The sequence below is a fragment of the Roseovarius nanhaiticus genome (genome assembly GCF_900156535.1).
Classification (GTDB): Bacteria; Pseudomonadota; Alphaproteobacteria; order Rhodobacterales; family Rhodobacteraceae; genus Roseovarius; species Roseovarius nanhaiticus.
This window is the reverse complement of sequence record NZ_FTNV01000001.1, coordinates 740667-765671: the sequence shown is the minus strand read 5'-3', so window position 1 is coordinate 765671 and position 25005 is coordinate 740667. Positions and strand designations below refer to the sequence as shown.

26 protein-coding genes are annotated in these 25005 nt (G+C 62.4%); 7 read left to right on the top strand and 19 right to left on the bottom strand.

The window, feature by feature from the left end; all coding sequences use genetic code 11:
• Window positions 1–66 precede the first annotated feature (66 nt).
• Entirely contained in the window at window positions 67–2118 is a 2052-nt protein-coding gene (locus BW975_RS03685; protein ID WP_076533353.1) for a TonB-dependent receptor domain-containing protein, read from the top strand.
• A gap of 56 nt (window positions 2119–2174) precedes the next feature.
• Here the strand turns inward: BW975_RS03685 and BW975_RS03680 are convergent, their stop codons facing one another.
• The 8 genes from BW975_RS03680 to BW975_RS03645 all read right to left on the bottom strand — a co-directional run bounded on the left by BW975_RS03680 (window position 2175) and on the right by BW975_RS03645 (window position 7698).
• A complete protein-coding gene (locus BW975_RS03680) occupies window positions 2175–3062 on the bottom strand; it encodes an energy transducer TonB family protein (RefSeq protein WP_076531056.1) in 888 nt (295 codons plus the stop codon).
• Window positions 3059–3448: an ExbD/TolR family protein gene (locus tag BW975_RS03675; protein ID WP_076531055.1), complete on the bottom strand. Its 390-nt coding sequence runs from the start codon at window positions 3446–3448 to the stop codon at window positions 3059–3061. The genes BW975_RS03680 and BW975_RS03675 overlap by 4 nt, the downstream gene beginning before the upstream one ends.
• Window positions 3445–3849, bottom strand: coding sequence for a biopolymer transporter ExbD (locus BW975_RS03670; RefSeq protein ID WP_076531053.1), 405 nt, complete (start codon window positions 3847–3849; stop codon window positions 3445–3447). The genes BW975_RS03675 and BW975_RS03670 overlap by 4 nt, the downstream gene beginning before the upstream one ends.
• Window positions 3842–4501: a MotA/TolQ/ExbB proton channel family protein gene (locus BW975_RS03665; RefSeq protein ID WP_076531051.1), complete on the bottom strand. Its 660-nt coding sequence runs from the start codon at window positions 4499–4501 to the stop codon at window positions 3842–3844. The genes BW975_RS03670 and BW975_RS03665 overlap by 8 nt, the downstream gene beginning before the upstream one ends.
• Window positions 4498–4887 (bottom strand): hypothetical protein, encoded by a 390-nt coding sequence (locus tag BW975_RS03660; protein WP_244512529.1) that lies wholly within the window; start codon window positions 4885–4887, stop codon window positions 4498–4500. Before BW975_RS03660 ends, BW975_RS03665 begins: the two co-directional genes overlap by 4 nt.
• A gap of 645 nt (window positions 4888–5532) precedes the next feature.
• Window positions 5533–6264 (bottom strand): amino acid ABC transporter ATP-binding protein, encoded by a 732-nt coding sequence (locus tag BW975_RS03655; protein WP_076531048.1) that lies wholly within the window; start codon window positions 6262–6264, stop codon window positions 5533–5535.
• Window positions 6261–6935 (bottom strand): amino acid ABC transporter permease, encoded by a 675-nt coding sequence (locus tag BW975_RS03650; RefSeq protein ID WP_076531046.1) that lies wholly within the window; start codon window positions 6933–6935, stop codon window positions 6261–6263. The genes BW975_RS03655 and BW975_RS03650 overlap by 4 nt, the downstream gene beginning before the upstream one ends.
• A 4-nt stretch (window positions 6936–6939) precedes the next feature.
• On the bottom strand, window positions 6940–7698 hold the full coding sequence (locus tag BW975_RS03645; protein ID WP_076531044.1) for an amino acid ABC transporter substrate-binding protein: 759 nt from the start codon (window positions 7696–7698) through the stop codon (window positions 6940–6942).
• Between the two features lie 885 nt (window positions 7699–8583).
• On the opposite strand from BW975_RS03645, the gene BW975_RS03640 reads away from it, so the two are divergent.
• The 5 genes from BW975_RS03640 (at window position 8584) to BW975_RS18330 (ending at window position 13265) form a co-directional block, all read left to right on the top strand.
• Window positions 8584–9678, top strand: coding sequence for an HlyD family secretion protein (locus tag BW975_RS03640; protein ID WP_076531042.1), 1095 nt, complete (start codon window positions 8584–8586; stop codon window positions 9676–9678).
• Window positions 9679–9681: 3 nt separating this feature from the next.
• The gene (locus BW975_RS03635) at window positions 9682–10746 is read left to right on the top strand and encodes an FUSC family protein (RefSeq protein ID WP_083686967.1); all 1065 of its coding nucleotides are present in this window, start codon (window positions 9682–9684) and stop codon (window positions 10744–10746) included.
• Between the two features lie 508 nt (window positions 10747–11254).
• Window positions 11255–12094, top strand: coding sequence for a DUF6544 family protein (locus BW975_RS03630; RefSeq protein ID WP_076531040.1), 840 nt, complete (start codon window positions 11255–11257; stop codon window positions 12092–12094).
• Window positions 12091–13047 (top strand): M23 family metallopeptidase, encoded by a 957-nt coding sequence (locus BW975_RS03625; RefSeq protein WP_076531038.1) that lies wholly within the window; start codon window positions 12091–12093, stop codon window positions 13045–13047. The genes BW975_RS03630 and BW975_RS03625 overlap by 4 nt, the downstream gene beginning before the upstream one ends.
• Window positions 13048–13142: 95 nt before the next feature.
• Entirely contained in the window at window positions 13143–13265 is a 123-nt protein-coding gene (locus BW975_RS18330; RefSeq protein ID WP_272482015.1) for a hypothetical protein, read from the top strand.
• Window positions 13266–13296: 31 nt separating this feature from the next.
• On the opposite strand, the gene BW975_RS03620 is transcribed toward BW975_RS18330, so the two are convergent.
• The 9 genes from BW975_RS03620 to BW975_RS03580 all read right to left on the bottom strand — a co-directional run bounded on the left by BW975_RS03620 (window position 13297) and on the right by BW975_RS03580 (window position 22763).
• Window positions 13297–13557, bottom strand: a complete 261-nt coding sequence (locus tag BW975_RS03620; RefSeq protein WP_076531036.1) for a hypothetical protein — start codon at window positions 13555–13557, stop codon at window positions 13297–13299.
• Between the two features lie 325 nt (window positions 13558–13882).
• The gene (locus tag BW975_RS03615) at window positions 13883–14701 is read right to left on the bottom strand and encodes a CPBP family intramembrane glutamic endopeptidase (protein ID WP_076531034.1); all 819 of its coding nucleotides are present in this window, start codon (window positions 14699–14701) and stop codon (window positions 13883–13885) included.
• Window positions 14702–15230: 529 nt separating this feature from the next.
• The gene (locus BW975_RS03610; RefSeq protein WP_076531032.1) at window positions 15231–15983 is read right to left on the bottom strand and encodes an ABC transporter ATP-binding protein; all 753 of its coding nucleotides are present in this window, start codon (window positions 15981–15983) and stop codon (window positions 15231–15233) included.
• Window positions 15980–16843 (bottom strand): ABC transporter ATP-binding protein, encoded by an 864-nt coding sequence (locus BW975_RS03605; protein ID WP_076531030.1) that lies wholly within the window; start codon window positions 16841–16843, stop codon window positions 15980–15982. The genes BW975_RS03610 and BW975_RS03605 overlap by 4 nt, the downstream gene beginning before the upstream one ends.
• The gene (locus BW975_RS03600) at window positions 16840–17754 is read right to left on the bottom strand and encodes an ABC transporter permease (RefSeq protein ID WP_076531029.1); all 915 of its coding nucleotides are present in this window, start codon (window positions 17752–17754) and stop codon (window positions 16840–16842) included. The genes BW975_RS03605 and BW975_RS03600 overlap by 4 nt, the downstream gene beginning before the upstream one ends.
• A complete protein-coding gene (locus BW975_RS03595; protein ID WP_076531027.1) occupies window positions 17751–18812 on the bottom strand; it encodes an ABC transporter permease in 1062 nt (353 codons plus the stop codon). The genes BW975_RS03600 and BW975_RS03595 overlap by 4 nt, the downstream gene beginning before the upstream one ends.
• On the bottom strand, window positions 18813–20408 hold the full coding sequence (locus BW975_RS03590) for an ABC transporter substrate-binding protein (protein WP_076531026.1): 1596 nt from the start codon (window positions 20406–20408) through the stop codon (window positions 18813–18815).
• Window positions 20409–20431: 23 nt separating this feature from the next.
• A complete protein-coding gene (locus BW975_RS03585; protein ID WP_076531024.1) occupies window positions 20432–21481 on the bottom strand; it encodes a dipeptidase in 1050 nt (349 codons plus the stop codon).
• Between the two features lie 646 nt (window positions 21482–22127).
• Window positions 22128–22763 carry a sulfotransferase family protein gene (locus tag BW975_RS03580; RefSeq protein WP_076533352.1) on the bottom strand — a complete coding sequence of 212 codons (636 nt, stop codon included), beginning with the start codon at window positions 22761–22763 and terminating at the stop codon, window positions 22128–22130.
• Between the two features lie 421 nt (window positions 22764–23184).
• Here BW975_RS03580 and BW975_RS03575 point away from each other — a divergent pair, with 421 nt between their 5' ends.
• Complete coding sequence (locus BW975_RS03575) at window positions 23185–23736, top strand: 2OG-Fe(II) oxygenase (RefSeq protein WP_076531022.1); 552 nt, start codon at window positions 23185–23187, stop codon at window positions 23734–23736.
• A 264-nt stretch (window positions 23737–24000) separates the two neighbouring features.
• Here BW975_RS03575 and BW975_RS03570 read toward each other — a convergent pair whose 3' ends face one another.
• Entirely contained in the window at window positions 24001–24537 is a 537-nt protein-coding gene (locus BW975_RS03570) for a hypothetical protein (RefSeq protein ID WP_139194226.1), read from the bottom strand.
• A gap of 108 nt (window positions 24538–24645) precedes the next feature.
• Entirely contained in the window at window positions 24646–24894 is a 249-nt protein-coding gene (locus tag BW975_RS03565; protein WP_139194227.1) for a hypothetical protein, read from the bottom strand.
• Between the last annotated feature and the right edge of the window lie 111 nt (window positions 24895–25005).

Below are 25005 nucleotides of genomic sequence, written 5' to 3'. Positions count from 1 at the left end.
TCACCAAATACCGCCGCGCCAGCCCTTCGCGAGCTTCGGCCCAAAGACGCATGAAGGATGGCGCAAATGCATAGACCCCTGATGCGCGGCTCGGCCGCGCTTGCCTGCCTGTCACTGGCAGCCCCTGCCGCTGCCCAGGATCAAGGCACCCCCGGATATCTGGGCACATTGATTCTAACGGGCGGCAAGCGCGACCTCAGCTACGGCACCGCGCTGTCGCGGACCGTCGTGGGCGAGGAGGAAATCCAGGACCGGCAGGCCAGCACTGTCGCGCAGCTCATCGATTCGGTGCCGGGCGTAACACTGGTCAACGGCACGACGCCGCAAGGCTCGGGCATCAATATCCGCGGTTTCGGCGCCAACACGACCTTCGGCAGCGATCAGAAGATCGCGGTGCAGATCGACGGCGCCAGCGTTGGCTCGGAAGAGCTGTATCGCATCGGCACGCAGCTTTTCACCGATCCGCTGCTGTACAAGCAGGTCGAGGTGCTGCGCGGCACCATCGGCAGCTTTGCCTATGGATCGGGTATCGGCGGCGGCGTGGTCAAGCTGCAGACGAAAGATGCGTCGGACTTCACCGGCGGCGAGGTCGGCTTTGGCGGCTCGCAAACGCTGGAATACAGCAGCAACGGGGACGGCTGGGCCACATCGACCAACCTGGCCTGGATGCCTGCCGAGGGCGTCGAATTCCTGCTGAATTACACCCTACGCGATCAGGGCAATCTGGCGGCTGGCGATGGCACCACCATCGGTAATTCGTCCTTCCGCACGCCCTCATGGCTGACCAAGGGCAAGTTCACCTTTGGAGAAGACGGCGCGCAGTCCCTGACGCTCAGCTATTCCGAGACGGTCGCTGACGACAAGGACGTGCCCTATGACCAGTTCGAGACGACGGCGAACAATTTCGGCCGCGTCGACCGGCGCACCGATACCAGTCAGGCGGTGGTGGAATACCGCTACGACCCGGCCAGCGATCTGATCGACCTGCGCGCCAACCTCAGCTACGCCGACCAGACGATCGACGTGGATTACATCGACGGCAGCTCGCCCTTTCAGGGCGGCCAGAGCGTTGCGGCTTTCTGCGCCAGCCCCTTTACCGGCGTGATCTGTGCCGACAACCGCTATCAGACGACCAAGCTGACCGTATCCAACCGGGCGCTGTTCACGACCGGCGCGGTCGCGCATGACATGCTGGCGGGCGCCGAGGTGATCCGCAAGGAACGCCTCGATGCGGCCAGCTCGCCGGGTGGCGAGGACCGCCGTTTTGCGCTGTTTGTCGTGGACGAGATGAGCATCGGCCAGTTCACCCTCACCCCCGCGCTGCGCTATGAGCATTCGCGCATCGAAAGCGCCGTGCCACTGGCGGGCGTGACGGACGATTATGACAAGGACGCGCTGATGGGCGGGCTGGCGCTGGCCTATGATTTCGGCAACGGCCTGTCGGTCTTCGGCAGCGCGGCCTATACCGAGGGCCTGCCGATCATCGACGATCTGGGCACCTCGGCCACGGCGCAGCGCCGCATCGGCATGACCGAGAAATCCCAGACGCTGGAAATTGGCGCGGAATATACCGGCCTCGATGTGCTGGCGGCGGGCGACAGCCTGACGGTGCGCGGCAATTTCTACCAGACAAAGCTGTGGGACATCACCAGCTATACCGTCTCCGGCTCGACCACGACCGATCTGGACCATGTCAAATCCGAAGGGTTCGAGCTTGAGGCCTCCTACGGAATGCAGAACGGGGTCTATGTCGATCTTGCCGGGCATGTCGGCAATGGCCGCGAATACAATCCCGACGGCACCAGCAGTGCGTGGCGTATCAGCCCGGCGGACCGGGTGCAGCTGACGCTGGGCAAGCGGTGGGATGACGATCTGGACCTCAGCTGGGAGATCGTGCACGCGGTCGATCGCCGCGATGCGCTGGGCGCGGATCTGGACGATGTGACCCGGCACAATCTGCGCGCAACGTGGCAGCCCGACCAAGGCTGGCTCAAGGGGACGGCGGTGCGCTTCGGGGTCGAGAACCTGGCTGACAAGTCCTATGTCGGGCATCTGTCCTCGCCCACGCGGCAGGCACCGGGCCGCACTTTCAAACTGTCGGTGTCGCGGACGTTCTGACACAGCGCGGATCGGCCGGCGCCCTGTAGCGCCGGCCATTGGCGCCGCCGCAACGATCAGCGAAATTCGATGTCGATCGCGAAGTTGCGCTGCGCCGATGCGGGCGGGGGCGGAAACGGCGCCGCCCGCTGGATGAGGCGCAGCGCCTCGCGGTCCAGCGCCGCCCGGCCCGAACTGCGCGCGATCGACACCCCCGCCAAAGCGCCGGAGGACGCGACCGAGAAGCTGACCCGCGCGCTGCCTGACTGGCTCATCCGGGGTTTGCGAACGCCCGAAATTTTGCGCATCACGAGGCCGGGATAATTGCTTGCCGCGGCTGTTCCGGCGGCCGTGCTCTGTCCACTGGCCCGGCCTTGGGCCTGCGCCGTGGCCGCCCTGCTGCCTTGGGGCGTTCCCGCGGCGGCGTTGGTATCGGAATTGCCGCGCGGCGCGGGCTGCGCGCGGGGCTTTGGCGGCGGGGCCGCCGCCTGCGTCGGCTTGGCCGCTTGCGGTTTGTTTTCCTCTTCGAAATCCGCGCTGCGCCTGACCGGGCGCAGTGAGCGACTGACCGCTTGGGGCGCAACGGCCAGAGTTTTTTGGGCCTCTGGTGCCTCGGGAGATGGCGCGGCAGGCAGGGCCGCGAGCGGCTCGGCAGCAGGCGCTGGCTCTGCTCTGAGCGGCTGAACGGCTTCGGGCCGCGTGGGGGAAGCGGTGGCTGCGCGCGGTGCATGCGCCACTTCGGGGGCCGGGGCCGACACGGGCGCAGCGGTATCTTGCGCCTGTTCCGCAGTCAGCATGCCCGCGGCCATATCGGCAAAGCTGGTGCCCAGCCGCGCCTCGGGGGCACCCGCGCCGCCCGCGATCTCGGGCGCCGTATCGGGGGGAAACGCCAGCCCGATGGCCGCATGCGCCAGCACCGCACCGGAGACCGCCAGCAGTTTGACGCGATTGGACGATGCGATCATTCCAGCCCTCTTTCCGTCACGATCATCACCTGCCCGGCGCCAGCCGCGCGCAATTCCGCGGCGATGCGTACAAGATCGGCCGCAGGCAGTTCGCGGTCGGGTATCAGCCTGACCGGGCCTTGGCGTTCGGCCTCGGGCAGCGTCGCCAGGTAATTTGCGGGCGCTGAAATGTCCTGGCCTTGGTGGGTGAGGCGCCCATCCGCATGCACCATCAGGGCATCGGGCGGCGCCCGCCCCTCCAGATCCGCCGTCCGGACGAGGCTGAGCGAAGCATCCAGCGGGCGCGCCAACGTGCCCGAGACCATGAAGAAGATCAGCATCAGGAAAACGATGTTGATCAGCGCGATCGTCGGCTCACTTTTGGTCTTGCGAAGGACGCGCTTCATTCCGAGCTGCCTCCCAGTATCAGCGGGCTGATGCCTTCGGTACCGCGCAGCGCCCCCAGCAAGTCGGTAAGACGCTGGGCCGTCACGTCCTGTCCCAAAGACACCAGCACTGTCCGGGGCCTGTCATCGGCGACTGACGCGGGCCCGGATTGGCCAAGCGCGGTCTGCAACGCGCCCAGTGAGGTGGTTTGACCATTCAGGCTCAGGTCGTCCTGCCCAAGCCGCAGGAAAAGCGGCGGCGTCTCGGCCGCGCCGCCGGGTGCGCTCCCGCCTGCGGTCAGCTCGATTTCGGAGAACTTGGAGAAGGTCGAAGACAGCATGAAAAAGAGCAGCAGGAGAAAGATCACGTCGATCAGCGACGTCATCGAGAGGCGTCCGCGTCTGCGGGATCGCCTAGCCATGGACAGCGGCCCTTGGTTCGGCGGCCTCCACAGTGGCGGCGTCCAGGCCGCGCGGTGCCAAAATGATATGAATGGCGCGCTCTGCCGTGACCCGCTCGGCGTCCATGCGGCCCTCGAACCAGCTGAGGACCAGTGCCGTCGGCATCGCGACAACCAAGCCGACGGCCGTCGTCAGCAGCGCCACCCAGATGCCACCCGCAAGGATCGACGGATCAACCTGACTGCCCGCATCCTGCAACGCCTGGAACGCGGCGATCATTCCCAGAACCGTTCCGAAAAGACCAAGGAGCGGCGCCAGCTGCGCCACGGAATCAAGCAGCCTGAAGCCACGCTCGAGCCGGGCGAAACGCGTTTCCGCCTCTGCCTCTAGCCGCTTGACCGCATCCGGACCTGCATCGAAGGCCATGGACACGACAGGCGCAAGATAGCTGGTAGAACGTCTCAAGGCGGCGCGCGCCCGGGCCTTGTCGCCGGCATCCCATGCCGAGACCGCCTCTGCCAGCGCCCGGTGCCGCCCGACGCCCGAGCGGGTAAACTGCCATAGCTTGTAGAGCATCACGGCCAAGGTCACCATCGACACGGCGAGGAGGACGACCACAACCGGCCCGCCCAAGGCAGCAATCTCGTTGAATGTCGCGACGATGCTGCTCATCCCGTCACCTCGATATCGGTCTTGCTCTCCAGCACCAGACCCGCCTCGCAAGCATCGTCGCCAAGGCGAGGCGACTGGCAGGTGCTGACACCGTTGAACAGGATCCGGCCTATATCGCCGCACTGCATATCCGCGATCATGAACTGCCGCACGCGGGGCCGCGCAGCGGGCAGATCACTGAAGTCGAGTAAAGTCAGTCGGTCGACCTGCCCGGCGGCATCGAAGATCACCGTCTCGAACACCGCCTGCGCGATACCCACAGGGTGGCCGTTGAGGGCAAGGAAAGACAGCTTGCACCCATCTTGCTGCGACTCGGCGGCGTTCAGCTCGATAAGCAGATGTGCCCGGACCTCCTCTTCGGCCCAAGCGGGCAGGCTGCTGAGCAAGGTCAAAGCACCTGCAAAAAACAGGAAAGAATATCGTGATTTCATAGCCATGCCTCTCGACAGATTTCGTGCGGTGCCCCCTTGAACACAATCCACTTGGCAGGATTCGAGGGCATGTCATGGCGCTGTAGTCACCACAACGGTGCCCGCAAATCAATAACCTAGTGAAATTATCAGAAATTTAGACGAGGGCAATTGCCTCGCACCAATGCTGTCGGCAAAGCGCACGGAACATGCCTTTTGTAGATCCTTGGAGAATTTGGGCCAGCTCTGAGCCATTGCGCGGGCGTGACAGACCTCACCTTGCGCAGGCATCTGCGGAGCGCGTCATGCCACGATGCCCGCCGCCTGCCGTGCGCGCGTAATCTTGCCCCGGCATGTAACGGCTTGGCGCGGTGTTTGGTCATTGGGGGCAATCAAAGATACCTGCATGAACCTTAGTCCGAGGCTCTCGGTGCAGGGGCAAACCGGCCAAAGAGCGCACGGCTAGATGCGGTTTGACGGCCCCTGCCCCCGCCGCACAGGTCGCCCGCGCGCGGCAGAGCTCAAGTCGCTGTAATCGTCGGCGGCGCGCCGGCGAGGCAAACGCTAGAGGCGCCACTTGGTGCTGGGCCGCATCATCACCACGTCCGGCACCAAGACGGCTCAGCCGACGCGGCGCAGGAATGTTTTGGTGCGTGGGTCGCGCGGCGTGTCCAGCAGTTGCGCAGGTGGGCCTTCCTCGACGATGCGTCCGCCATCCATAAAAAGAATGCGATCGGCGATCTCGCGCGCAAACTGCATTTCGTGGGTGACGATCAGCATGGTTTGGCGCGTCTCGGCCAGCTTGCGCATGAGGTCCAGAACCTCGCCCACCCATTCGGGATCGAGCGCGCTGGTCGGCTCGTCAAAGAGCATCAGTTCGGCATCCAGCGCCATGGCGCGCCCGATACCGACCCGCTGTTGCTGACCGCCCGAAAGCGAGGCGGGATAGGCATCCGCGCGCGCCTCCAATCCGGTCTCGCGCAGAATGGTGTCGGCGCGCGCATCCGCGTCTGCGCGGCTCATGCCTTTCACCGTCACCAGCGCTTCGGTGATGTTCTGACGCGCGGTCTTGTTTGCGAAAAGGGCGTAGTTTTGAAAGACAAAGCCCGTGCGCCGCCGGAGGCCAAGGATATCTGCCTTGGACGCACGCGCGGCATCAACCGACAGATCGCCGATGGTGATCTGCCCGTTATCCGGCGCGTCCAGAAAATTCAGACACCGAAGAAGCGTGGATTTACCGGTGCCGGACGGACCGATCACCACCACGCGCTCGCCCGGCGCTATGTCCAGCGATATGTCCTGAAGGACGGGGGTTTTGCCGAAGCTCTTGTTGAGGTTCTGGATAGAAATCATCGCGCATGAGCCTTGTTCAGATAGGTCTCCAACCACCTTTGACCCCAGGACAATGCCTCGACCAAAATCCAGTAGATCGCGGCCACGACCAAAAACGCCTCGAAATACAGAAAGCTGCCTGCCGCCTCCTTTTGAGCCGCGCCCATCAATTCGGTCACGCCAAGAGTGAATGCGAGCGACGTGCCTTTGACCATGTCTATGAAGTAGTTGATCAGCGTGGGCGCCGCCACGCGCGCCGCCTGCGGCAGGATGATGCGCCGCATCATCTGCGCCTGCGTCATGCCGGTGGCCATGCTGGCCTCCCACTGCGCACGATCGACGCCGAGGATCGCGGCGCGGATGCTCTCGGCCATGTAGGCCGAGAAATGCAACGTGAGGCCCATGATCGTCGCCGTCACGCCATTGATCGCAGTCAGAAAGGACAGCATCTGCGGCAGGCCGAAATAGAACAGGAAAAGCTGCACCAAGAGCGGCGTGCCACGGAAAAAGCTGATGAAGAGGCGCACGAAAACGTCAAGCACAGGGACCTTGGCCACCCTCTCGACTGCCATGAGAGCGGCGAGGACGAGCGCGAACGCCATCCCCACCATCGCCATGAAGAGTGTCAGCGGCACATAGCCCAGAAGAACAGGCAAAAGCCCCAGCATGTAGTCGACGTCGAGCGCGCGCATGATGTTACTCCGCCGAGGTTATGTCGGTGCCAAACCACTTTTGGGAAATCTCGGCCAGCGTGCCGTTCTCTTTCAGCGTGGTGATTGCCGCATCAATCTCGTCGCGCAGCGCCCGCCCCTCTTCCGTGTCGCGGAACGGCAGCGCATTGCGGATCTGGCTAAACGAGTTGCCAGCCAGGGCCAGGGGCAGCGGGCTCTCCTGAATAAGCTGCGCCGAAGACACGCGGTCCATGACAAATGCATCGACACGCCCCAACGCCGTGTCCTGAGCGATATTGCTCTCGTAGGTCTTGATGTCGATCTCGCCCGCGTTGGGCAGATCGTTCAAAAGTTGCTCGAAATTCGAGCCAAGATTGACGGCGACGGTCTTGCCGCTCAGATCTTCGGGGCCTTGGATCGTGGCCTCATTGCCTGCCTTGACGACGACCTGCGCGCCGTCAAAAACATAGGGCTGCGAAAAGGCAAACTTTGCCTCACGTTCGGGCGTGATGGTGATCTGGTTTGCGATGGTGTCGATGCGCTCTGACTCCAGCGCGCCGATCAGACCGGAAAACGACATGGTGACGAAGTTCACCTCGTTTCCTGTTTCAGCTGCCAGCGCATTGATGAAATCGACCTCGAAACCCTGAAGTTCGTCCAGATTCACGAAGGTGAATGGGAAGTATCCGCCGGACATGCCGACATCCCATGTTTCGGCCTGAGCGGTGCCCAGAGGGGCGGTGACGGTCAGCGCAAGTGCCGCTGTTGCGAGTAGTTTGTTCATATCGGTCTCCAATCATTCGCAGCGGACCTAACACCTCGCCCTGCGCGTGCAATGAAGCGCCTGGCGAAAGGTCCAATAGCGGGCATGCGAACTGTCGAGGCAGAACAATATTCTACTATACCCACTCCCAGCAGAACGTCGTTTTTGGGCATGAGGTGTTTATCCCAAGCCTCGTGGCACGCCACGCATCGACGCCGCAGGGGCCTGAGCGGGAATATACTCTTCAAACTCATTGGCGTGCGGTGACACAAAGCGCCCGCGGATTCCGATCCGCACAAGGCGATCGACAGACCTGCATGGCGTAAACGCCAGGCCTCCATCCTTCGGCCTCACGACACGTGAGGTAGCAAATGTCGGATCCGGGCCGCAGTTGAAACGCCTCGGGCCTTCGGCCATGATCATTGGCCCGTGACGATGCGCTCGTTTGGTCAGCTCGGTGACAGAAACTCGGTACTTCAGAGCATCTGGTTTAGGGTGCAGGGCTAGATACCCCGACCTACCCAAAAATTCTCCCGTGTTCCGACGATTTCAGATGCAAGGAAGGCGGCATATAGGGATACGCAACTTTTACCTAACCAGCGATAACAGTTTCTTTTAAGGGGAATTGTGGCGGACCGAGGAGGATTCTTCAGCCACGCTGGAAACATCATAACATACTGCTTTTGCTATATGGTTGGACTCAACGTCCTGTGCTGGCTGGGCATCTTCGTAACGGCGGCCAGCGCGATTTCCGAAAGCATCATCTCCGAAAGCATCATCAAGGATCGCCGGCATGCGCGCTGATGTGCGGTTATCGCCTTTGCAACGGGCAGGATTGCGTTTGCGCTTGGCCCCCGGTTGGATAGCCTGTGCAGGCCTCAGCGCGCAGCCCCGAAAGGACCAGACTTGAGCGATACAACCTCCCCGGCCCAAGGGCCGAGCCGCACACGGATCGTTGCGATTGCCGTCATCCTGGCTTTGATCCTGATCGCCGGCGTCTACGCCCTGATGGACCGCAGCGTGCCCAGCAGCGCACGCGGGATCGTGTCGGCCCATGTGGTGCAGATCGCGCCGCGTGTGTCGGGCACCGTGACGGAGGTGAATGTCTCGGACGACGTCATCGTCGAGGCGGGCGATCCGCTTTTCTCGCTCGACCCGCGCCCCTTGAAGCTGGCTGTGGCGCAGGCCGAGGCGAACCTTGCCAGCGCGCTGCAGAATGTCGATGCGTCGAGCGCGTTGATCGTGGCGGCACAGGTGGCCGTGACCCAGGCCCGTACGGCGCTGGACAACACCCGCACCGAGGCCGAGCGCACCTTCAAACTCGAGGAACGCGGCATCGTCGCCGCCGCGCGGGGCGATCAGGCCCGCACTGCCGTGGCCGAAGCCGAGGCGGCGCTGGACGGGGCCGAGGCCAACCTGCGCAGCGCGCAGGCGCAGCTGGGCCCCGAGGGCGAGGACAATCCCGCCTTCCAGGCCGCCGCCGCGCAGCTGGAGCAGGCGCAGTACGACCTGGCCTCGACCACGGTGCGCGCACAGCATCTGGGCGCCGTGACCAACCTCACGCTGTCGGAGGGGCAGTTCATCGGGGCAGGCAGCCCTGCGCTGACCTTCGTCGATGCCGAGGCCGGCTGGATCACCGTCGATCTGCGCGAGAACCAGCTACAGAAGGTCGAGGCCGGCGATCCCGCGCATGTCCTTTTCGATGCGCTGCCGGGCCGGATATTCAATGGCCGTGTGCAGAGCGTTGCCTGGGGCATCGCGCCGGGGCGCAACGTGCAGGGCGGGCTGGTCGTAAACCAGACCGCAAAGACATGGTTCGAGCCCGCGCGCAGCATCCCCGTGCGGATCGAGCTGGAGGGCGGGATGGAGGACTGGCCCTATGCCGCGCGCGTCGGCGGCAAGGCGCATGCGGTGATCTTCGCCACCAGCGAGCATGGCCCGCTGGCCCTGATCGCGCGGGGGCTGCAACGACTGCGCTCCTGGACCAGCTTCCTGCACTGAGCCATGTATGTCCCGCCCCGCCCCAGCCCGCAGGATGATCCGCATTACGCCATCAGGCTGGGCCTGACGGGCGCGCTCTCTTTTGCGGCGATCCCGCTGATGGATCCGAACATGCCCACGATCATGGCGGCCTTGCCCGTGGGTCTGATCGCGGGGCAGCGCAAGGCCTTCAATCCGGTCGCGATCATCGTCGCCATCGTCGTCGTTTGCGTCCTCGCCACGCTCATGGCCTGGTTCGTGAACGTGCTGCAGCCCTTGCCGGTGGTTTATGCCGGGGCGATGTGGCTGGTCTATTTCCTCGGCTTCGGGATGATCCTGCGCAGCGGTGCGGCGCCCGGCATGCTGCTGGTCGTGATGGCTGTCCTCTTCTCGGTCATCGGGATGAGCGGCAGTGCGGCGGTCGCGATGATGCGGAGCGAGTTCTTCTCGGCGGCCCTGGTCGCGCTGGTGGTGATCCCGCTGGCCTATATGCTGGTGCCGGCGCGCACGAGGCAGGTGCATGTCGCGGCGCCGGTGCCACCGGGCGGGGATGCGGCCATGGGCGCGGCGATCCGCGCCAGCGTGCTTCTGGCGCTCAGTTTCTGGCTCTATGCGGTGATGCCGCCCTCGGACATCATGCTGGCGATCATGGCGGCGATGGTGTTGGTCTTTCCCACGCGCGATGCCGTCTTCTTCGAGGCGGGGCAGCGCCTGCGCGCCACGCTCTACGGCAGCGCGCTGGCCATTGTGGTGGTGGCGATCTATCCGCTCTCGCCCAAGCTGCCGATCCTGCTGGGCCTCGTCTTTCTCGCCGGGCTTTGGGTGGGCACCCGGGTGCTTTATGACCCGCGCCCGCACATGGCCTATCAGAATGCCCTTCCGGCCGCACTGGCGCTGATTGCCGGGGGCCTCAGCACGCAGGATCTGGGGCAGGCAGTTCTGAGCCGTGTGCTGCTGACCCTCGCCGGAGCCTTCACCGCCGCATATGCCGTGGCGCTGCTGGACAGCCTGAGTGGCTGGCGCACGCGGGCGGAACCGAAGATCAAAGACGGCGCGGTCAGGAAGCGTGCCGAGCCGTCTGGATCCTAGCGGGAGGATCCCACTGCCCTTTACCGTCTGACTTTCCTTCAAAACGAAGGGGATCCAATCGCCAATGTTGCCCAGCAGGTTGGTAATTTCCGTAAGACTGACATCGAAAAGGCTTAGGGTGCCCGTATTATGCGCGGCTGCCGAATACATCCGCCCCTTCCGACAGGGCGCGGATGAGACGATGGTTGCCAGTGTGAGCTTACAGTGAACTGCGCCGCAGCAAAAATTCGGTGGCCAACTTCGGGTCTGGGCGTGCGCTGTTGCGGGTACGAAGGACGGGTTCCGAACAGTCGCCCGCAAGCCCGAGCATCTGGTTCAATTTCCTTCGATGAATGGGCCGTTGGCATCAAAGTCAGGCAGAGCCTGGTGCCAAGGAAGATGCAAATGGCACGCGACCGCGTTTCACTATGACAGCTATGCTGTCTTAATTTTAACAATTGATCTGCGTCATCGTCCCATAGACGCCCGCGCGCTAGCGAAGGGCAAGACACCTGACTGAGTGGCCAATATGAAAATTCTCGCCGCAATTCTGATCGTCCTTGCGATCGTCCTTCTAGGGCTGGCCGTCATTGTTTTCTTGGACCGGCGTGCGGATCGCTCGGAGTGGGACCGGCTCGCGAGGCTCCAGCCGGACGACCCGCGAACCTTCGACGAAGAGCTGGTGGCGGACCTTCCCGATCCAGCACGCCGCTATTTCACCTATGTCATCCAGCCGGACACACCTCTCCTACCGGTGGTCGAGATCGAGATGACGGGGCAATTCAGCCTCGGCACCAATGACAACCCGCGCTACCAGCCGATGGAAGCGCGCCAGGTACTCGCGGCTCCAGAAGGATTCGTCTGGGCTATGAGGACGACCGGCGGCATGCCCGTCGCAGGGTCGGACTCGGGTCTCTGGACGCGGTTCCGGATCTTCGGCTTGATCCCGGTCGCCCGCTCCGGCGGCGATCCGGATCACGCCCGCTCTGCCTTTGGACGCTATGTGGCGGAGGCGGTGATCTGGTCGCCGGCGGCCATGTTGCCGGGTCCGGGTGTGTCTTGGGCCGAGGTGGACCATGACACCGCCCGGGTCACAGTCCGCCGCGAAGACCTGAGCCAGGTGGTGGACGTGACTGTCGACGCACAAGGCCGGCCGGAAAGCGTGTTTTTCGAACGATGGACCAACGCGAACCCCGACAAGGCATACCGCTTGCAGCCCTTCGGCGCGGTGGTCTCAGACTTCCGCGAGGTCGGCGGGTATCGCCTGCCGTTCCACGTTGAGGCGGGCAACATGTTCGGGACGGACGACTACTTCCCGTTCTTCATCGCCAACATCACTGCACTCCGATTCCCGGGCGGACAGCCATGACAGCCATGGTCCTCGGCATTCAAGTTTTCCTCCCGCTGGCACTGCTCGCATGGCTGTTGTTTCTGCCGGCGCGAAGCCTCATGGGGTTCGCGGCTCAGTCGGCTGGAACGGGCGCAATGCTGTTTGCGCTGGCGCGCGTCGCGCAGTGGGCGTTGCCCGTATGGTGGCTGCCGTGGGTCTATGGCTCGCTGTGGCTGGGCCTGGTAATCTTCCGGGCTGCGGGAACGCGTCTCGATAAGCGGCCAGTACTGCCTGACGGGACTTGGGGATGGACGGGTTTCGCGCTGGCGGTTCTCTTATGCGCCGTCGGGGGCTGGTACAGCGTACGGGCGCTTATGGGGCGCAGCGTGCCAGCGGTAGAGGTCGTGGATATCGCCAATCCCCTTGGCCCTGGCCGCTATCTCGTCGGAAACGGTGGATCCAACGCAGTTGTGAACGCCCACCTGACGACCCTGGATGCCAGCGTCGCGCGGTTCCGCCCTTGGCGAGGGCAATCCTATGCGCTCGATTTCTTCGGGCTGGGGCCGTGGGGGCTGCGCGCCGAAGGATGGCGGCCGGCCGAACCTGCCGCCTATGCGATCTTCGGCGCGGAGCTGCGCGCGCCCTGTGCGGGGACAATTGTCGCCGCTGAGGGCAACATGCCGGACTTCGAAGTTCCGGAACAGGACCCGGTCAATCGCCTTGGCAACCATGTCGTCCTGCGTTGCGGCGAGGCCGAGATCGTCTTTGCCCATATGCGCCATGGAAGCGTGAGCGTCGCATCCGGGGATAGCGTCGTCGAGGGAGATCGGTTGGGCGAGGTCGGCAATTCCGGAGCGAGCACAGAACCGCATCTGCATATCCACGCGCAGCGTCCCGCCGTCGAAGGGGCGCCGCCGATCTCGGGCGAGCCGCTGGCATTGCAGATCGAGGGTCGCTTTCTCGTCCGTGGTGACCGACTCGTTGGGAGGTAAAGCAGCGTGCAGCGTTCACCGCCGATAGGCGCCGGTCTCATAGGCGCCGCGTGCCGGGATGAGGCCGCCCCGCTCGGCAAGGAGGCCGCGGCGGGATGTCATTCCAGCGCCTCCATGGCAAGCCGGGCCAGCGCGGCCTCCATCTTCGCCACGTGATCGGAGCTGTCGTCGACAACCCCAGCGTCGCTGGTGATCTGGAAGGCGACGTGATGCCGTGATCCGCGGAGTGGCGCAGGCTGGAGACATAGCCTAGACTCCAGCCGCCGCGGCCGTAGACGGGTCCGAGCGGCGCATACGCGTATATCGCGACCACTGCGCCGTAGAGACGGCCGGACGCGCCGGGCGCCACAGAGACCCGTCGAGGGGCTGGTCGATATACGGCTTTTCCATCGCCTCACCGCCGAAGAGCGCATGGCCCCAACGCGCGAGGTTGCCGAAGGTGGAGGCAAAGTCACCGCCGGTCCATTCGACGCCCGGATCCCAGACCAGCACGCCGTCAGCATCCGACATGCGTACCGGCAGGCCGCAGCGGTTGTATAGCGCACCGCGAGGCCGGGAAGGTCCGGCCGGTTCGACGGGATCGTGGCGCTCAGGTCAATCGGGGCAAGGAACCGTCCCGCTTCGACATTGGCGAGGCCCGTCGCTACGGTCGCAACCGTCCCGTCCGGCAGAACGATGGCAGCCGTCGCGCCCGGAAAACCGTAACGCTCTTGGAACGCTTCGAGCGCGTCGTGCACCCTGCCCGAGAGGCCCATTTCGCCCTCCGCCAAAGCCGGGCCAGTGACGACGAGCGAAAGGACCGGCACGGCCAGTGCAGGGGCGGTCCGCATGGCGCTCACCTTGTCTTCTGCAGGGCAGCGTGCGGCCGTAACGGGATGACCTCCGTCACGGCACCCTCGCGGGTGAACATCCTGTCGTGGTTCCACCAGATGACGACAATGGCAACACCGGCAAGAATCCAAGTGTCCCAAGGCTGCGCGTCAGGCCAGAACGGGTTGATGAGTTGCCAATGAAAAAACATCGGCCAGAGCAGGCTGCCCCCGGCGCGGTTAAGAAGTGGCGTGACCAGCACGGCCAGCACCACGTTGCCAATGAAGAAGGGCAGGAAGTTCCAGGCGCCGAAGACAGTGCCGGCAAGATAGAAGGCTGGCAGATGCCAGAGCCCCCAGATTGCCCCGATCAGCGCACCCGCCCAGACGGGTGCCATGTGGCGCTGAAGGAGAGGTTGCAGCACCCCGCGCCAGCCCAACTCTTCGATGGGCCCGAGAAACAGCATCATCAACATGACCGCGACCATCGGACCAGCGCCCTCGGGCGGCAACGGCGCCAGCGCCGGGCCGCCCTTGATTACCGATCCGGCCATGAAGACCAGTGGCACGCCGATCACAACAAAAACCGCCCAGCCCGACGGCGCTCGCCAGAGCAGGAGCCGCGACAGGAAGCGCCCTAGCCCTGCGGTGCCGGCATGAGACAGGACCAGCAAGATCGCCGCGATGGCGGGCGCCCAGGTGGCGAGGAAGAAGAGCGGGTGCGAACCGCTGATTGGTCCGAACCAGCGTGACGCCAGTTCAGGGCCGAGCACGTAGAAGCCGATGACCCCCCAGGTGATCAGGAAGATCATGGCCAAAAACAGCGGGATGGCGCGTGTCGGCATCGAACCTCGCTTGCCCTCCTGTCTAAGCACCGAAATAAATGTGGCGCACCGCGGGCGGTAAGATCTACTTCCTATCCGTTTCTGCGGACGCTGCAGTGACTTGCATCAATCGGCTATTGAATGCAGCACGCCCGACGAATGGCCGCCGCACCAATAGCCGTCCATCCGCTGCGCCTTGTTTGTAGTGCATTCCGGGCCGGTCTTATCGCGCAATCCAGACGAAGCGGGCGGGGAAGCGGTTGTTCGCTGCCAGTGCAAAATCGCATTTTTCGATTGGACAAAGCTGACATTCAAGCGCTTTTCGAGCCTGTCTTAGGGCGCGGCCTGACACTCATGTCGCGTCTTGCTATATACTTGGTTTGACCTTTGGCGTGCTCGTTCTTAGGCGGAAGCGCCGCCTTCAAAACGATCAGGACTTCCCAAAGCCTCAATAAAAGCTCTCCAACTTCACGACTGACCTAGACGCAGATTGAATATACTGAGACAGGCATCGACTCAGCGCCCTGCCCAGCCTTCGCCCCATGCTTATCTACCGGATCGAGTTGATCGAGCTTTCCAGGAGATGCTGAGTATAGGGCGATTTTGCCTTGGAACGGCGCATGTCCTCGACGGTCAGGACCTCTTCGAACCGGCCCTCCTTCATCACGCCGATACGTTCGCACAGGTGCCCCACAACGCCCAGATCATGCGAGACCATGATATAGGTCAGCTTGTGTTCGCGGCGCAGATCGACCAGCAGATTGAGTATTTCCGCCTGCACCGACACGTCCAGCGCCGAGGTCGGTTCATCCAGAAGCAGGATCGACGGATCACAGGCCAGCGACCGGGCAATGGCGACACGCTGGCGCTGACCGCCCGAAAGCTGGTGCGGATAGCGAAACCGGAAACCAGAGCCGAGACCTACGTCATTCAGCAATTTGCCGATGCGGGTGTTGACGTTCTGAACGCCGTGCAGGCCCATCGCCTCGGACAGCACGCGATCCACCGTCTGGCGCGGGTGCAGCGACGCATAGGGGTCCTGAAAGACCATCTGCACCTTGCTGTAGAAGGATTTGGTGCGCTTCGGTCCAAGGGTTTCACCCGCAACCGTCATTTCGCCCGACCATGTGGGCACCAGGCCGGCAATGGCGCGCAGAATCGTCGATTTGCCGGACCCGCTTTCTCCCACCAGTCCAAAGCTTTCGCCATTGGCGACATCGAAATTGACATCGCGCACAGCAAAGGAGCGGTCCGCACCGACGCCGAACCAGACATTCAGGTCCTTGACCGTGACCGCACTCATTGGCGGGCACTCACGGACGGGGCCTCGCGCCAGGCCGGGTCGCGCTTGAGAACCTCCAGATGGTCGCGCGGACGTTCGAGGTCGGGCACCGAATTGAGCAGGCCCAACGTGTAGGGGTGTTGCGCGTTACGCAGTTCACTGGCCTTGCAGGTCTCGACGATGCGGCCGGCATACATGATGATGATGCGGTCACAGAATTTGGCCACGAGGTTGAGGTCATGGCTGATGAACATTAGGCCCATGCCCCGGTCGCGCACCAGCTTGTCGATGATGTCGAGCACCTGAAGCTGTACCGAAACATCCAGCGCCGAGGTAGGCTCATCGGCGATCAGGATTTCGGGATTGGGCAGAAGCATCATGGCGATCATGATGCGCTGGCCCATGCCGCCCGACACCTCGTGCGGATAAAGGTCGATGACCCGCCGGGGCTCTCGGATCGCCACTTCGTCGAGCACCTCCAAAGCGCGCTCATACGCTTGGCTGCGTGATACATTTTCATGCGCGCGCAGCGCCTCGACCAGTTGCTGCCCAACCGTCATCACCGGGTTGAGCGAAAATTTCGGGTCCTGCATGATCATCGACACGCGCCCGCCACGCAACTTGCGCATGCGCTTTTCCGGCAGCGCCAGAATGTCCTCGCCATGTACGTCCAGCCTGTCGGCCTCGATAAAGCCCGGGGGCCGGATCAGGCGCAACACGGCGCGGCCGGTCATGGATTTGCCCGAGCCACTTTCACCCACGATGCCAAGCCTTTCCTTGCCCAACGTGAACGAAATTCCGCGCACCGCGTCGAAGACACCGTTGCGTGTGCGGAACTTCACCCAGAGGTTTTCCACGTCCAGAAGCGGCGCGTCGGTCATGAATTGCCCCCTTTCGGGTCAAGCACATCGCGCATGCCATCGCCCAGCAGGTTGAAGGCCAGGCTGATGGCAAAGATCGCGATGCCGGGGATCGTGGCGACCCACCAGTAGTCCAGAATATACTGCCGCCCGTCCGAGATCATCGCGCCCCATTCCGGGCTGGGCGGCTGTGCGCCAAGTCCCAGAAAGCCGAGCCCCGCGGCCGTCAGGATGATGCCCGCCATGTCCAGCGTCACGCGGATCACCAGCGACGAGATGCAGAGCGGCCAGATATGTTTTGTCACGATGCGGAACGGCCCCGCGCCCTGAAGCTTGATTGCGTGGATATAGTCCGAATTCCGGATCGTCAGCGTTTCGGCCCGCGCGATCCGTGCATAGGGCGGCCAAGCGGTGAGCGAGATCGCAAGCACTGCGTTTTCGATCCCCGCTCCGAGTGCCGCAACGAAGGCCAACGCCAGAATCAGCCGGGGGAAGGCCAGGAAGATGTCGGTGATCCGCATCAGCACCACGTCGATCCAGCCGCCCGCATAGCCGGAAACTGTGCCGACGATCAGCCCCACAAGGGGTGCCACCATAACCACGAGCAGGACGATGTAGATTGAAATCCGTGCGCCATAGAGCAGCCGGGAATAGATGTCCCGCCCCAGGCTGTCGGTGCCGAAGAGGTGCCCGCCTTCGCCCGGCGGCAGCAGGCGTTGCCCGAGATTCTGCGCAAATGGGTCATGCGTCGCGAGGAATGGCGCAAAGATCGCGCACAGGATCAGAAACGTCAGCACGAACAGGCCCATCATGGCCAGCGTGTTCGACCGCAGCGTCAGCCAGCCCTTGTACCAGGACGCGAGCCGCGCCTGTCGGCGCGAGGTCGGCTCATCGCTGAGAAGCCAGTCGCGCAAACCTTGCGAAGTGCTCATTTGGACCTCGGATCGAAGAAGCGGTATAGCAAGTCGGAGAAGATATTGATTGCAACGAAGATCGTGCCGATCACGATCGTTCCGCCCAGTACCGAATTCATGTCATTCGCCAGAAGCGACGTGGTGATGTATTGCCCGAGGCCCGGCCATGCAAAGATGATCTCGGTGAGGACGGACCCTTCCAGAAGGTTGGCATAGGCCAGCGCGATCACGGTCACCAGCTGGATGCGGATGTTGCGGAACGCGTGACCCCAGACCACCTGCCATTCGCTGAGCCCCTTGACCCGCGCGGTCGTTACATATTCCGACCCAAGCTGTTCGAGCATGAAGGACCGCGTCATGCGGCTGATGTAGGCAAGGCTGTAATAACCCAGCAGGGATGCGGGCAGGATGATGTGCGAGAAGGCGCTGCGGAATACGGCCCATTCACCGCGCAGCGCGCTGTCGATCAGGATCATGCCGGTGATCGGTTCGACGATGCCCTGATAGAAGATGCCCAAACGGCCCGGGCCAGCGACCCAGCCAAGAATGCCGTAGAAGATCAGCAAGCCCACGAGGCCCAGCCAGAAGATCGGCATGGAATAGCCGATCAGGCCGACGAAACGCGCAAGCTGGTCGATCCAGCTGCCTTGTCGCACGGCGGCAATGACGCCCAGCGGCACACCCAGCAGAACGCCGATCAGCGTACCGAGGGTCGCAAGCTCCAGCGTGGCGGGGAACACGCGTGCGATGTCGGTCGTGACCTCTTGGCCGGTGCGTATGGATGTGCCGAAATCGCCTCGCAGCACGTCGGTCACATAGATCCAGAACTGCACCAGCAGGGGCTGGTCCAGGCCAAGATCAATGAATGTCTGGTCGTATTGTGCCTGTGTCGCCCGTTCTCCGATCACCGCAAGAACGGGGTCGATCGGCATCACGCGACCGATCATGAATGTCACGAACAGCAGGCCAAGGATCGTCGCGGCCACGGTTGCGACCGTGGCCAGGGTTTTCTTGGCCCAGATCGGGACGGGCGGCCCAAGCCGCCCGCCTGTCTGGTTGACGTTCTGATCCGCCATTTACTTGGTGATGACCCAATAGGAGACCGCCGTCGTCGCGCCACCGGCCACGAAGTTCTCGACACTCGATTGCATGCCGTTCTGTTCGATTTGCTGGAACATCACGCCAAACGGGCTGGTCTGCTGATGTTCGCGCTGAAGTTCACGGTACATCTCGGCGCGGGTTTCGGTGTCATTCTCGACCACTGCTGCAAGAGTCTTTTCGGTCATCTCCGGAATGTCCCATGCGTTCCGCCAAGCAAGGAGGCCGGTTGCTCCTGCCTCGTCCGAATTGTCCGGGTTGACCGCGAAGGTGCCGGCATTGGTGTTGGGGTCGGGGTAATCCGGGCCCCAAGCGCCAAGATAGATGTCATGCTCGCGGGCGCGATAGCGGTCCAACGTTTGTGCGCCGGTGCCGACGATCAGCTCCACGTCACAGCCAAGCTGCCCCCAGGTGTTCTGAAGCGACTGCGCGATGTCCATGCGTTCTTGCGCATCGCGCACCGAGATCTTGATCGGGCCACAGTCAGGAAAGGCCGACTCTGCCAGTGCTGCCTGTGCAGCCTCCATGTCATAGGAGAACGGCGTTTCCTCAAGCGCGCCCAGGAAGGTGCGCGGCAGGAAAGCCTGATGAACTGTGTACTGCCCCTTGAGGAACGAGTTCGACATGCCCTCGTAATCGGCCGCCAGCTTCAGCGCCTCCAGCACCTTGGGATCCGAGAGCATGTCTTTCTTCTGGTTGGCCGCGAAATACATCAATCGGCCGCGCAGCTCGTCGACGATCTTGACGCTGTCGACATCCGACAGGCCCGCCACGTCTTCGGGCGACAGGTTGCGCGCTACGTCGATATCGCCGCGCTCAAGCTGCAGGCGCTGGGTCGCGCTTTCCTGGATGTGCTGAACGATCACCCGTTCCATCGCCGGGGTCTCGCCGCTGTAATTGGGGTTGAGGTCAAGCAGCACGCTTTCGCTCGGCTTCCAGTCGACGACCTTGTAGGGGCCGGATCCGGCGGTGTTGGTGCGCAGCCATGCGTTGCCCATGTCGCCGTCTTCTTCGTTCGCCATGACGGTTTCCATGTCGACGATCCCGCCGATCGTGGCGGTCAGGCAGTTCAGCACGAAAGACAGCGCATAGGGTTTATCCAGCGTCAGCACCAATGTACTGTCATCCGTAGCCTTGATTGTCTGTTCGACATTTTCCGGCGTGAAGCCGAACTGCGTCAGGATGAAGGTCGGCGTCTTGTTCAAGATCACCGCGCGGCGCAGCGAGAATTCCGCGTCCTTGGCCGTGACAGGGTTGCCAGAGGCGAAGGTGTGGCCCTCGGCCATGGCGAAGGTTATGGTCAGGCCGTCGTCGGAAATCTCCCAGCTTTCGGCCAGTTGCGGTTGAAAGCCGGCATCAAGGTCGAGCGGATCGAAGTTGACCAGCTTCTGGTAGACATTCCGGCTGACATCGGCGCCCGCGAATTCAAAGCTTTCGGCCGGATCGAAGGTCTTGATGTCGTCGATCCGGTTGGCGATGACCAGCATGTTCGGCGGTGTCTGGGCAAAGCTGGGCGCGGCAATGCCAACGGCCAGGATCGACGCAACCGCAGCTGCAACAAATGATGGTTTCATTTTATAACTCCCTGTTTATATTGTTATTCGCCCCACGTTTGCCGCAGGATCCGTAGCCAGTTCCCATGTGTGATCTTGGTCATGAGGCCATCGTCCACACCATGTGATCGCAGTGCGGTGAGCAGGCTGGGCAAGCCCGCGCAATCCCCGATCTTGTCCGGGACAAGTGCCCCGTCAAAATCGGACCCAAGGCCCACGCGATCCTCACCAAGGCAATGAACCAGATGGTCAAAGTGTCGGAGCACGATGTCAAGGTCAAACTCCGAGTCCATCCGACCGTCGGGTCGCAAAAAGGCGCTGGCAAAGTTGATGCCCACCATTCCATCGCTGTCGCGGATCATCGCCAATTGCCGGTCCGTGAGGTTGCGCGAATGCGGGCAAACCGCCCAGGCGTTGGAGTGTGTCGCAACCAGCGGCGCGTCACTGATCCGGGCCACGTCCTCAACTCCCTTGGCATTGAGGTGTGACAGGTCCACCATGATCTTCAGGCGGTTGCATTCGCGGATCAGCGCCTTGCCCGCATCGGTCAGACCCGGCCCCACGTCGGGGTCGGAGGGGTAACGGAAGGGCACGCCATGGCCCCAGACAGTGTCGCGGCTCCAGACCGGACCCAATGACCGCAATCCGCGCGCGTGCCACGCCTCCAACTTTTCGAAATCGCGGTCGATCGCCTCGGCGCCTTCGATATGGATAACTGCGGCCATTTCTTCGGCGGGCAGCGCCGCCTCGACCTCGGTTGCGGTCCGACAAATGCGGACGGCTCCGGCCGCGGCGAGGTCAGCCATCGCGTCGAACCCGCGCTCGGTCCAGTCGGTCGCTACGGCTTCAGATATCTGGTCTGGCAAAGCAATTTTATAGGGCGGGTCGCGCATCTCATCATGCCGCGCGGCCTTATCGCCGGGACTGGGCACGAAAATGGCGAAAAAGCCTCCGCCGAATCCGCCTTTCTGTGCGCGCGGCTTGTCGATATGTCCGTCCGAAAGTCCCGAAGCTACGGCGTCAGCGGTTACGTCCCCGCGCAGCAGGCGAAGGACCAGATCATTGTGGCCGTCGAAGACGGGAAAGTCAGTCATGGTATCTCCAGTTTCTCTTGGTCGCCGAAACGATGAGCACAGTTCCAGATGAGCCGGACGGTATAACATGCACCAGCGCGCCGGGAAAAATCAGGCTCAGCTGTGGTTTCAACAGGTCAAATCGATAGTATCAAAGTGATCGTGTGCTGAGCTTCGGCCAAGTCGAACGAGACCGCAATCGGAATACCTGCAAACTCTGACAACCAGCTACGCACGCGAGCGTCGGTCAAAAAACATGCATTCGTGCAAAGCCTGAAGCCGAAAAGCGATGGACGGGTCAGGCTGTCGCGCCAGTGCCCGACAAATATCCCAGATACCAACCTAAGAAAGGCCAGCGCGAGAAACCTACTGACGTTGATCTCGAGCGCTAAGCCGCAACGTCTTGCCGGGCGGCCCCACGCGACGGTCTTAGCCTCGTCCAAGATATGGCAAGATGAACGAAGCGGCAGGAATACGAAAGCTGCCCTGCGGCGTCGGCAGTCCAAAGCAATGGCAGGCCTGAGCCGTCCATGGCGATCAGACTGGCAGGGTCCTCAGGATGCATGCTGCGCCGCCGCAGGTCGGCTTAGAGCCCTGAGCAGATCCTCCCCCTCGACGCGAGATAGGATCTACCGGTCAAAGGTCTTGGCACGTGTGATTTCGTTTTTTACGCTGGTTCTCCGCCAAGAACTTCCCAAAAATCATCACGCAGGTTGTGGTGAGGAAATGGTTCATCGGGAACCTCGGCCCCAAGGAAACCACAGAGCGGCTCCCATCCTTCCGCCACATCGAAGACAAGTAGCCGGTCCGCAGGCAACGCCTCGCACACTTCGTCTGTTCTTTTGCGATACGCGGCCAACCCGCGTTCCTTGTCGTCAAGGACACCGCCGAAAGTGCCCTTTCCTACCAGATCGTTCCACGCCACGAGAATGTCGCGAATATGTGGCGGCAGCGGCAGTTCCTCGTACCGGGCCATCAGCTTCCCAATCGTTTTGTCGAAGCTGGCCCACCATTTCTCTTCGGGGCGTACTGTATGGACGACCTTTGCGTCTGGAAAAGACTCGGCGAGTTCGCGCCAGACATGAGCGCCCGGCCAATCCACTTGAGATCTGTATCCAGCAAAAACCGTTTCCCAATTGACACTTCCGCCAGCCGCAAGCCTCTGCCAAGGGACCACTTGTCCCGGGTTCTCTACGATCTCGTGCATATGATGACACTGTCCGTAGCCCAGCCGTTCCAAAGCGGCTTTCAGTGATTTTGTTCCGGTCCGTCCGAACCCCGAGCCAATTACTTCAAGTGACATGCGATCGCCCCCCATATCAATCCGACTAGTCTTTCCGCTAAATCAAATCCTGTCTACGCTGTTCATCGCGCGACCTTAGGCCGATTGGTGGAGTCTGAACGCCTGTTTAGTCCCGCTCACCTGACTTGGCCCCATGCCGCGCTCAAGGTCCGGCTTTGGTCAGAAATGCTTGACGCTTGGCCAAATATAGCGGGGCGCGGCCCGCTAATAGAATCTGAAACCTGCGCTGCGCCGCGCCCGAACCGTGTGACGTCCCCCACAGGGCAAAGCCCTCAAACACGCAGGATTTCGCCTGCCGCACGGCATCGGGCGATTGAATTTTCAGACAAGGGTGCGGCGCGGTGGTATGTCACGTGACCGGTCATTTGCACCCTCTACGGGCGGCTCGGTTCCGGAGTGTCCTTGTCCGAAAGGCCCAATAATGCTGTCTATCTATGCGATTCCACAGGCCTTCAGCGTCGGGGAATGCGATGCGATCATGGCCGCCATTTCCCAAGCCCCCACCGACCCGGCTCTGCTGGTCGGACGCAACCGTGACGATAACATGCGCAGTGCCGATCTGGTGTGGACCGACGAAATTGACGGGCTGGGTTGGGTGATGGACCGGCTGATTGATCTGGTGCGGGTGGCGAACCGCGATCACTTTTGTTTTGATCTGACCGCATTCGAGGAAAGCCCCCAGGTGGCGATCTACCGCGCAAGCGCTGCCGGGCATTTTGTGTGGCATTCGGACATTGGCGGCGGGCCAGTTTCGGCCAAGCGCAAGCTGACGCTGGTGCTGCAACTGTCGCCGCAGGGCGATTATGAAGGTGGAACGCTTCAGGTGATGCCCGGTGCGCAGGTGCTCGAGGCCAGTCGGGCGCAGGGCTGTGTGACCATATTCCCCAGCTTTACGCTGCATCAAGTGACACCGGTGCGCAGCGGCATGCGCCAATCACTGACCGTCTGGGCGCACGGGCCTGCGTTCCGGTGAAGAGGGCGAACGGGAGATGCGCTGAACGAGCTTGAAAGAAGCCATTGGCGCAGCCGCCGCGAAAGCTCACTTCGTCCCGCTCTAACGACCCTGAGCCACGCGATTATCTCGCTGGCGCAGCAAATGGTCGGTTCGGTGAATCTGCGCTGCGGAGTGGCCGGACACCGCGTATGGCAGCTCTAACCCGGAATCGACGCGGGTCGAGGTTGCAGGGCGGAGCTTCTGCCGCAACGCGGCGGGTCCGCTTCGTGTCCGACGCAGAACCTATTCTTCCAAGGGTGCCAGGGTCACAGAAAAGGAAATCGTGGTGGGCTGGGGTGTGGCACCTTCGGCAACTTTGGGCTCACTCGTATAATCCGCAAGCCGCAGCAGCTCTCCCTCGACCGTGGCGCTGACTTGGTTGTCTTCTGTCATTTCAAAGGACGTCAGCGTTCCCTTGCCGCCATCAGGGCCCATGGACAGAGGGGCGGCGTAGCCCTCTTCATCGAACATCTCGACGGACAGCAGCTGCATGTCACCGGAGCGACGCTGAAGGGTCACCTGAACCATCGGCGAACCGGGCATGCCGTCGTCGCCAACGGTTCGGCCAAGCACGTTGATGGTCAGGAAGCTGCCCATTATCATCTTTTGTTCGGCATTTCCCCGATCGCGTTCGGTATCATACGGGATCACGAGGTTCCGGGTTTCCCCGTCAAGCGTGATGCTGAGCGTGCCCATCTGGTCATAGCGTTCATTGAGTTCCGCTGCTTGGAGAGGTGCGGCCAGCAGCAAGGCAAGCAACATTGGCATAAACACTCTCATTCCAATCTCCTTTGGTTTCAGTGATGCGCTTGGATCGTCGTCGTCGGCTCGGTCTGGAAAGGTTTCTCTGGCAGATCGTTTGAAAATCCGGTGCCGCTTTGCGCAAGCTTAGAGGAAATACGGATGTCGCATCAACAAAGATTGCTCGGAGAAGGCCCCGCTTTCGAGACAGTGAAGAGCGCCAATTGGCTCTAACGCCGCGACGGACATACCCGAAAAGACAGCAAGTTCTTGCTGCCAGCTCAAGATCGCTTTCGCCATGAATGAATTGCCACTTTCATCTGCGCCGCTGGCCTGCATGCTCCGAAAATGCTGCAGGATCGATGAGTGGTCGATCCGGTGGAGCTGCGGTGCCACGTAATGTCTGGCGATGAACGGCAGGTTTGGACCGAGAGCAGCGGCCGTCAAGCAAGGCCAGGGCCGAGTTTCGCCACCAACGAAAGGCATTCTGGTGGAGATGCAAGGAGC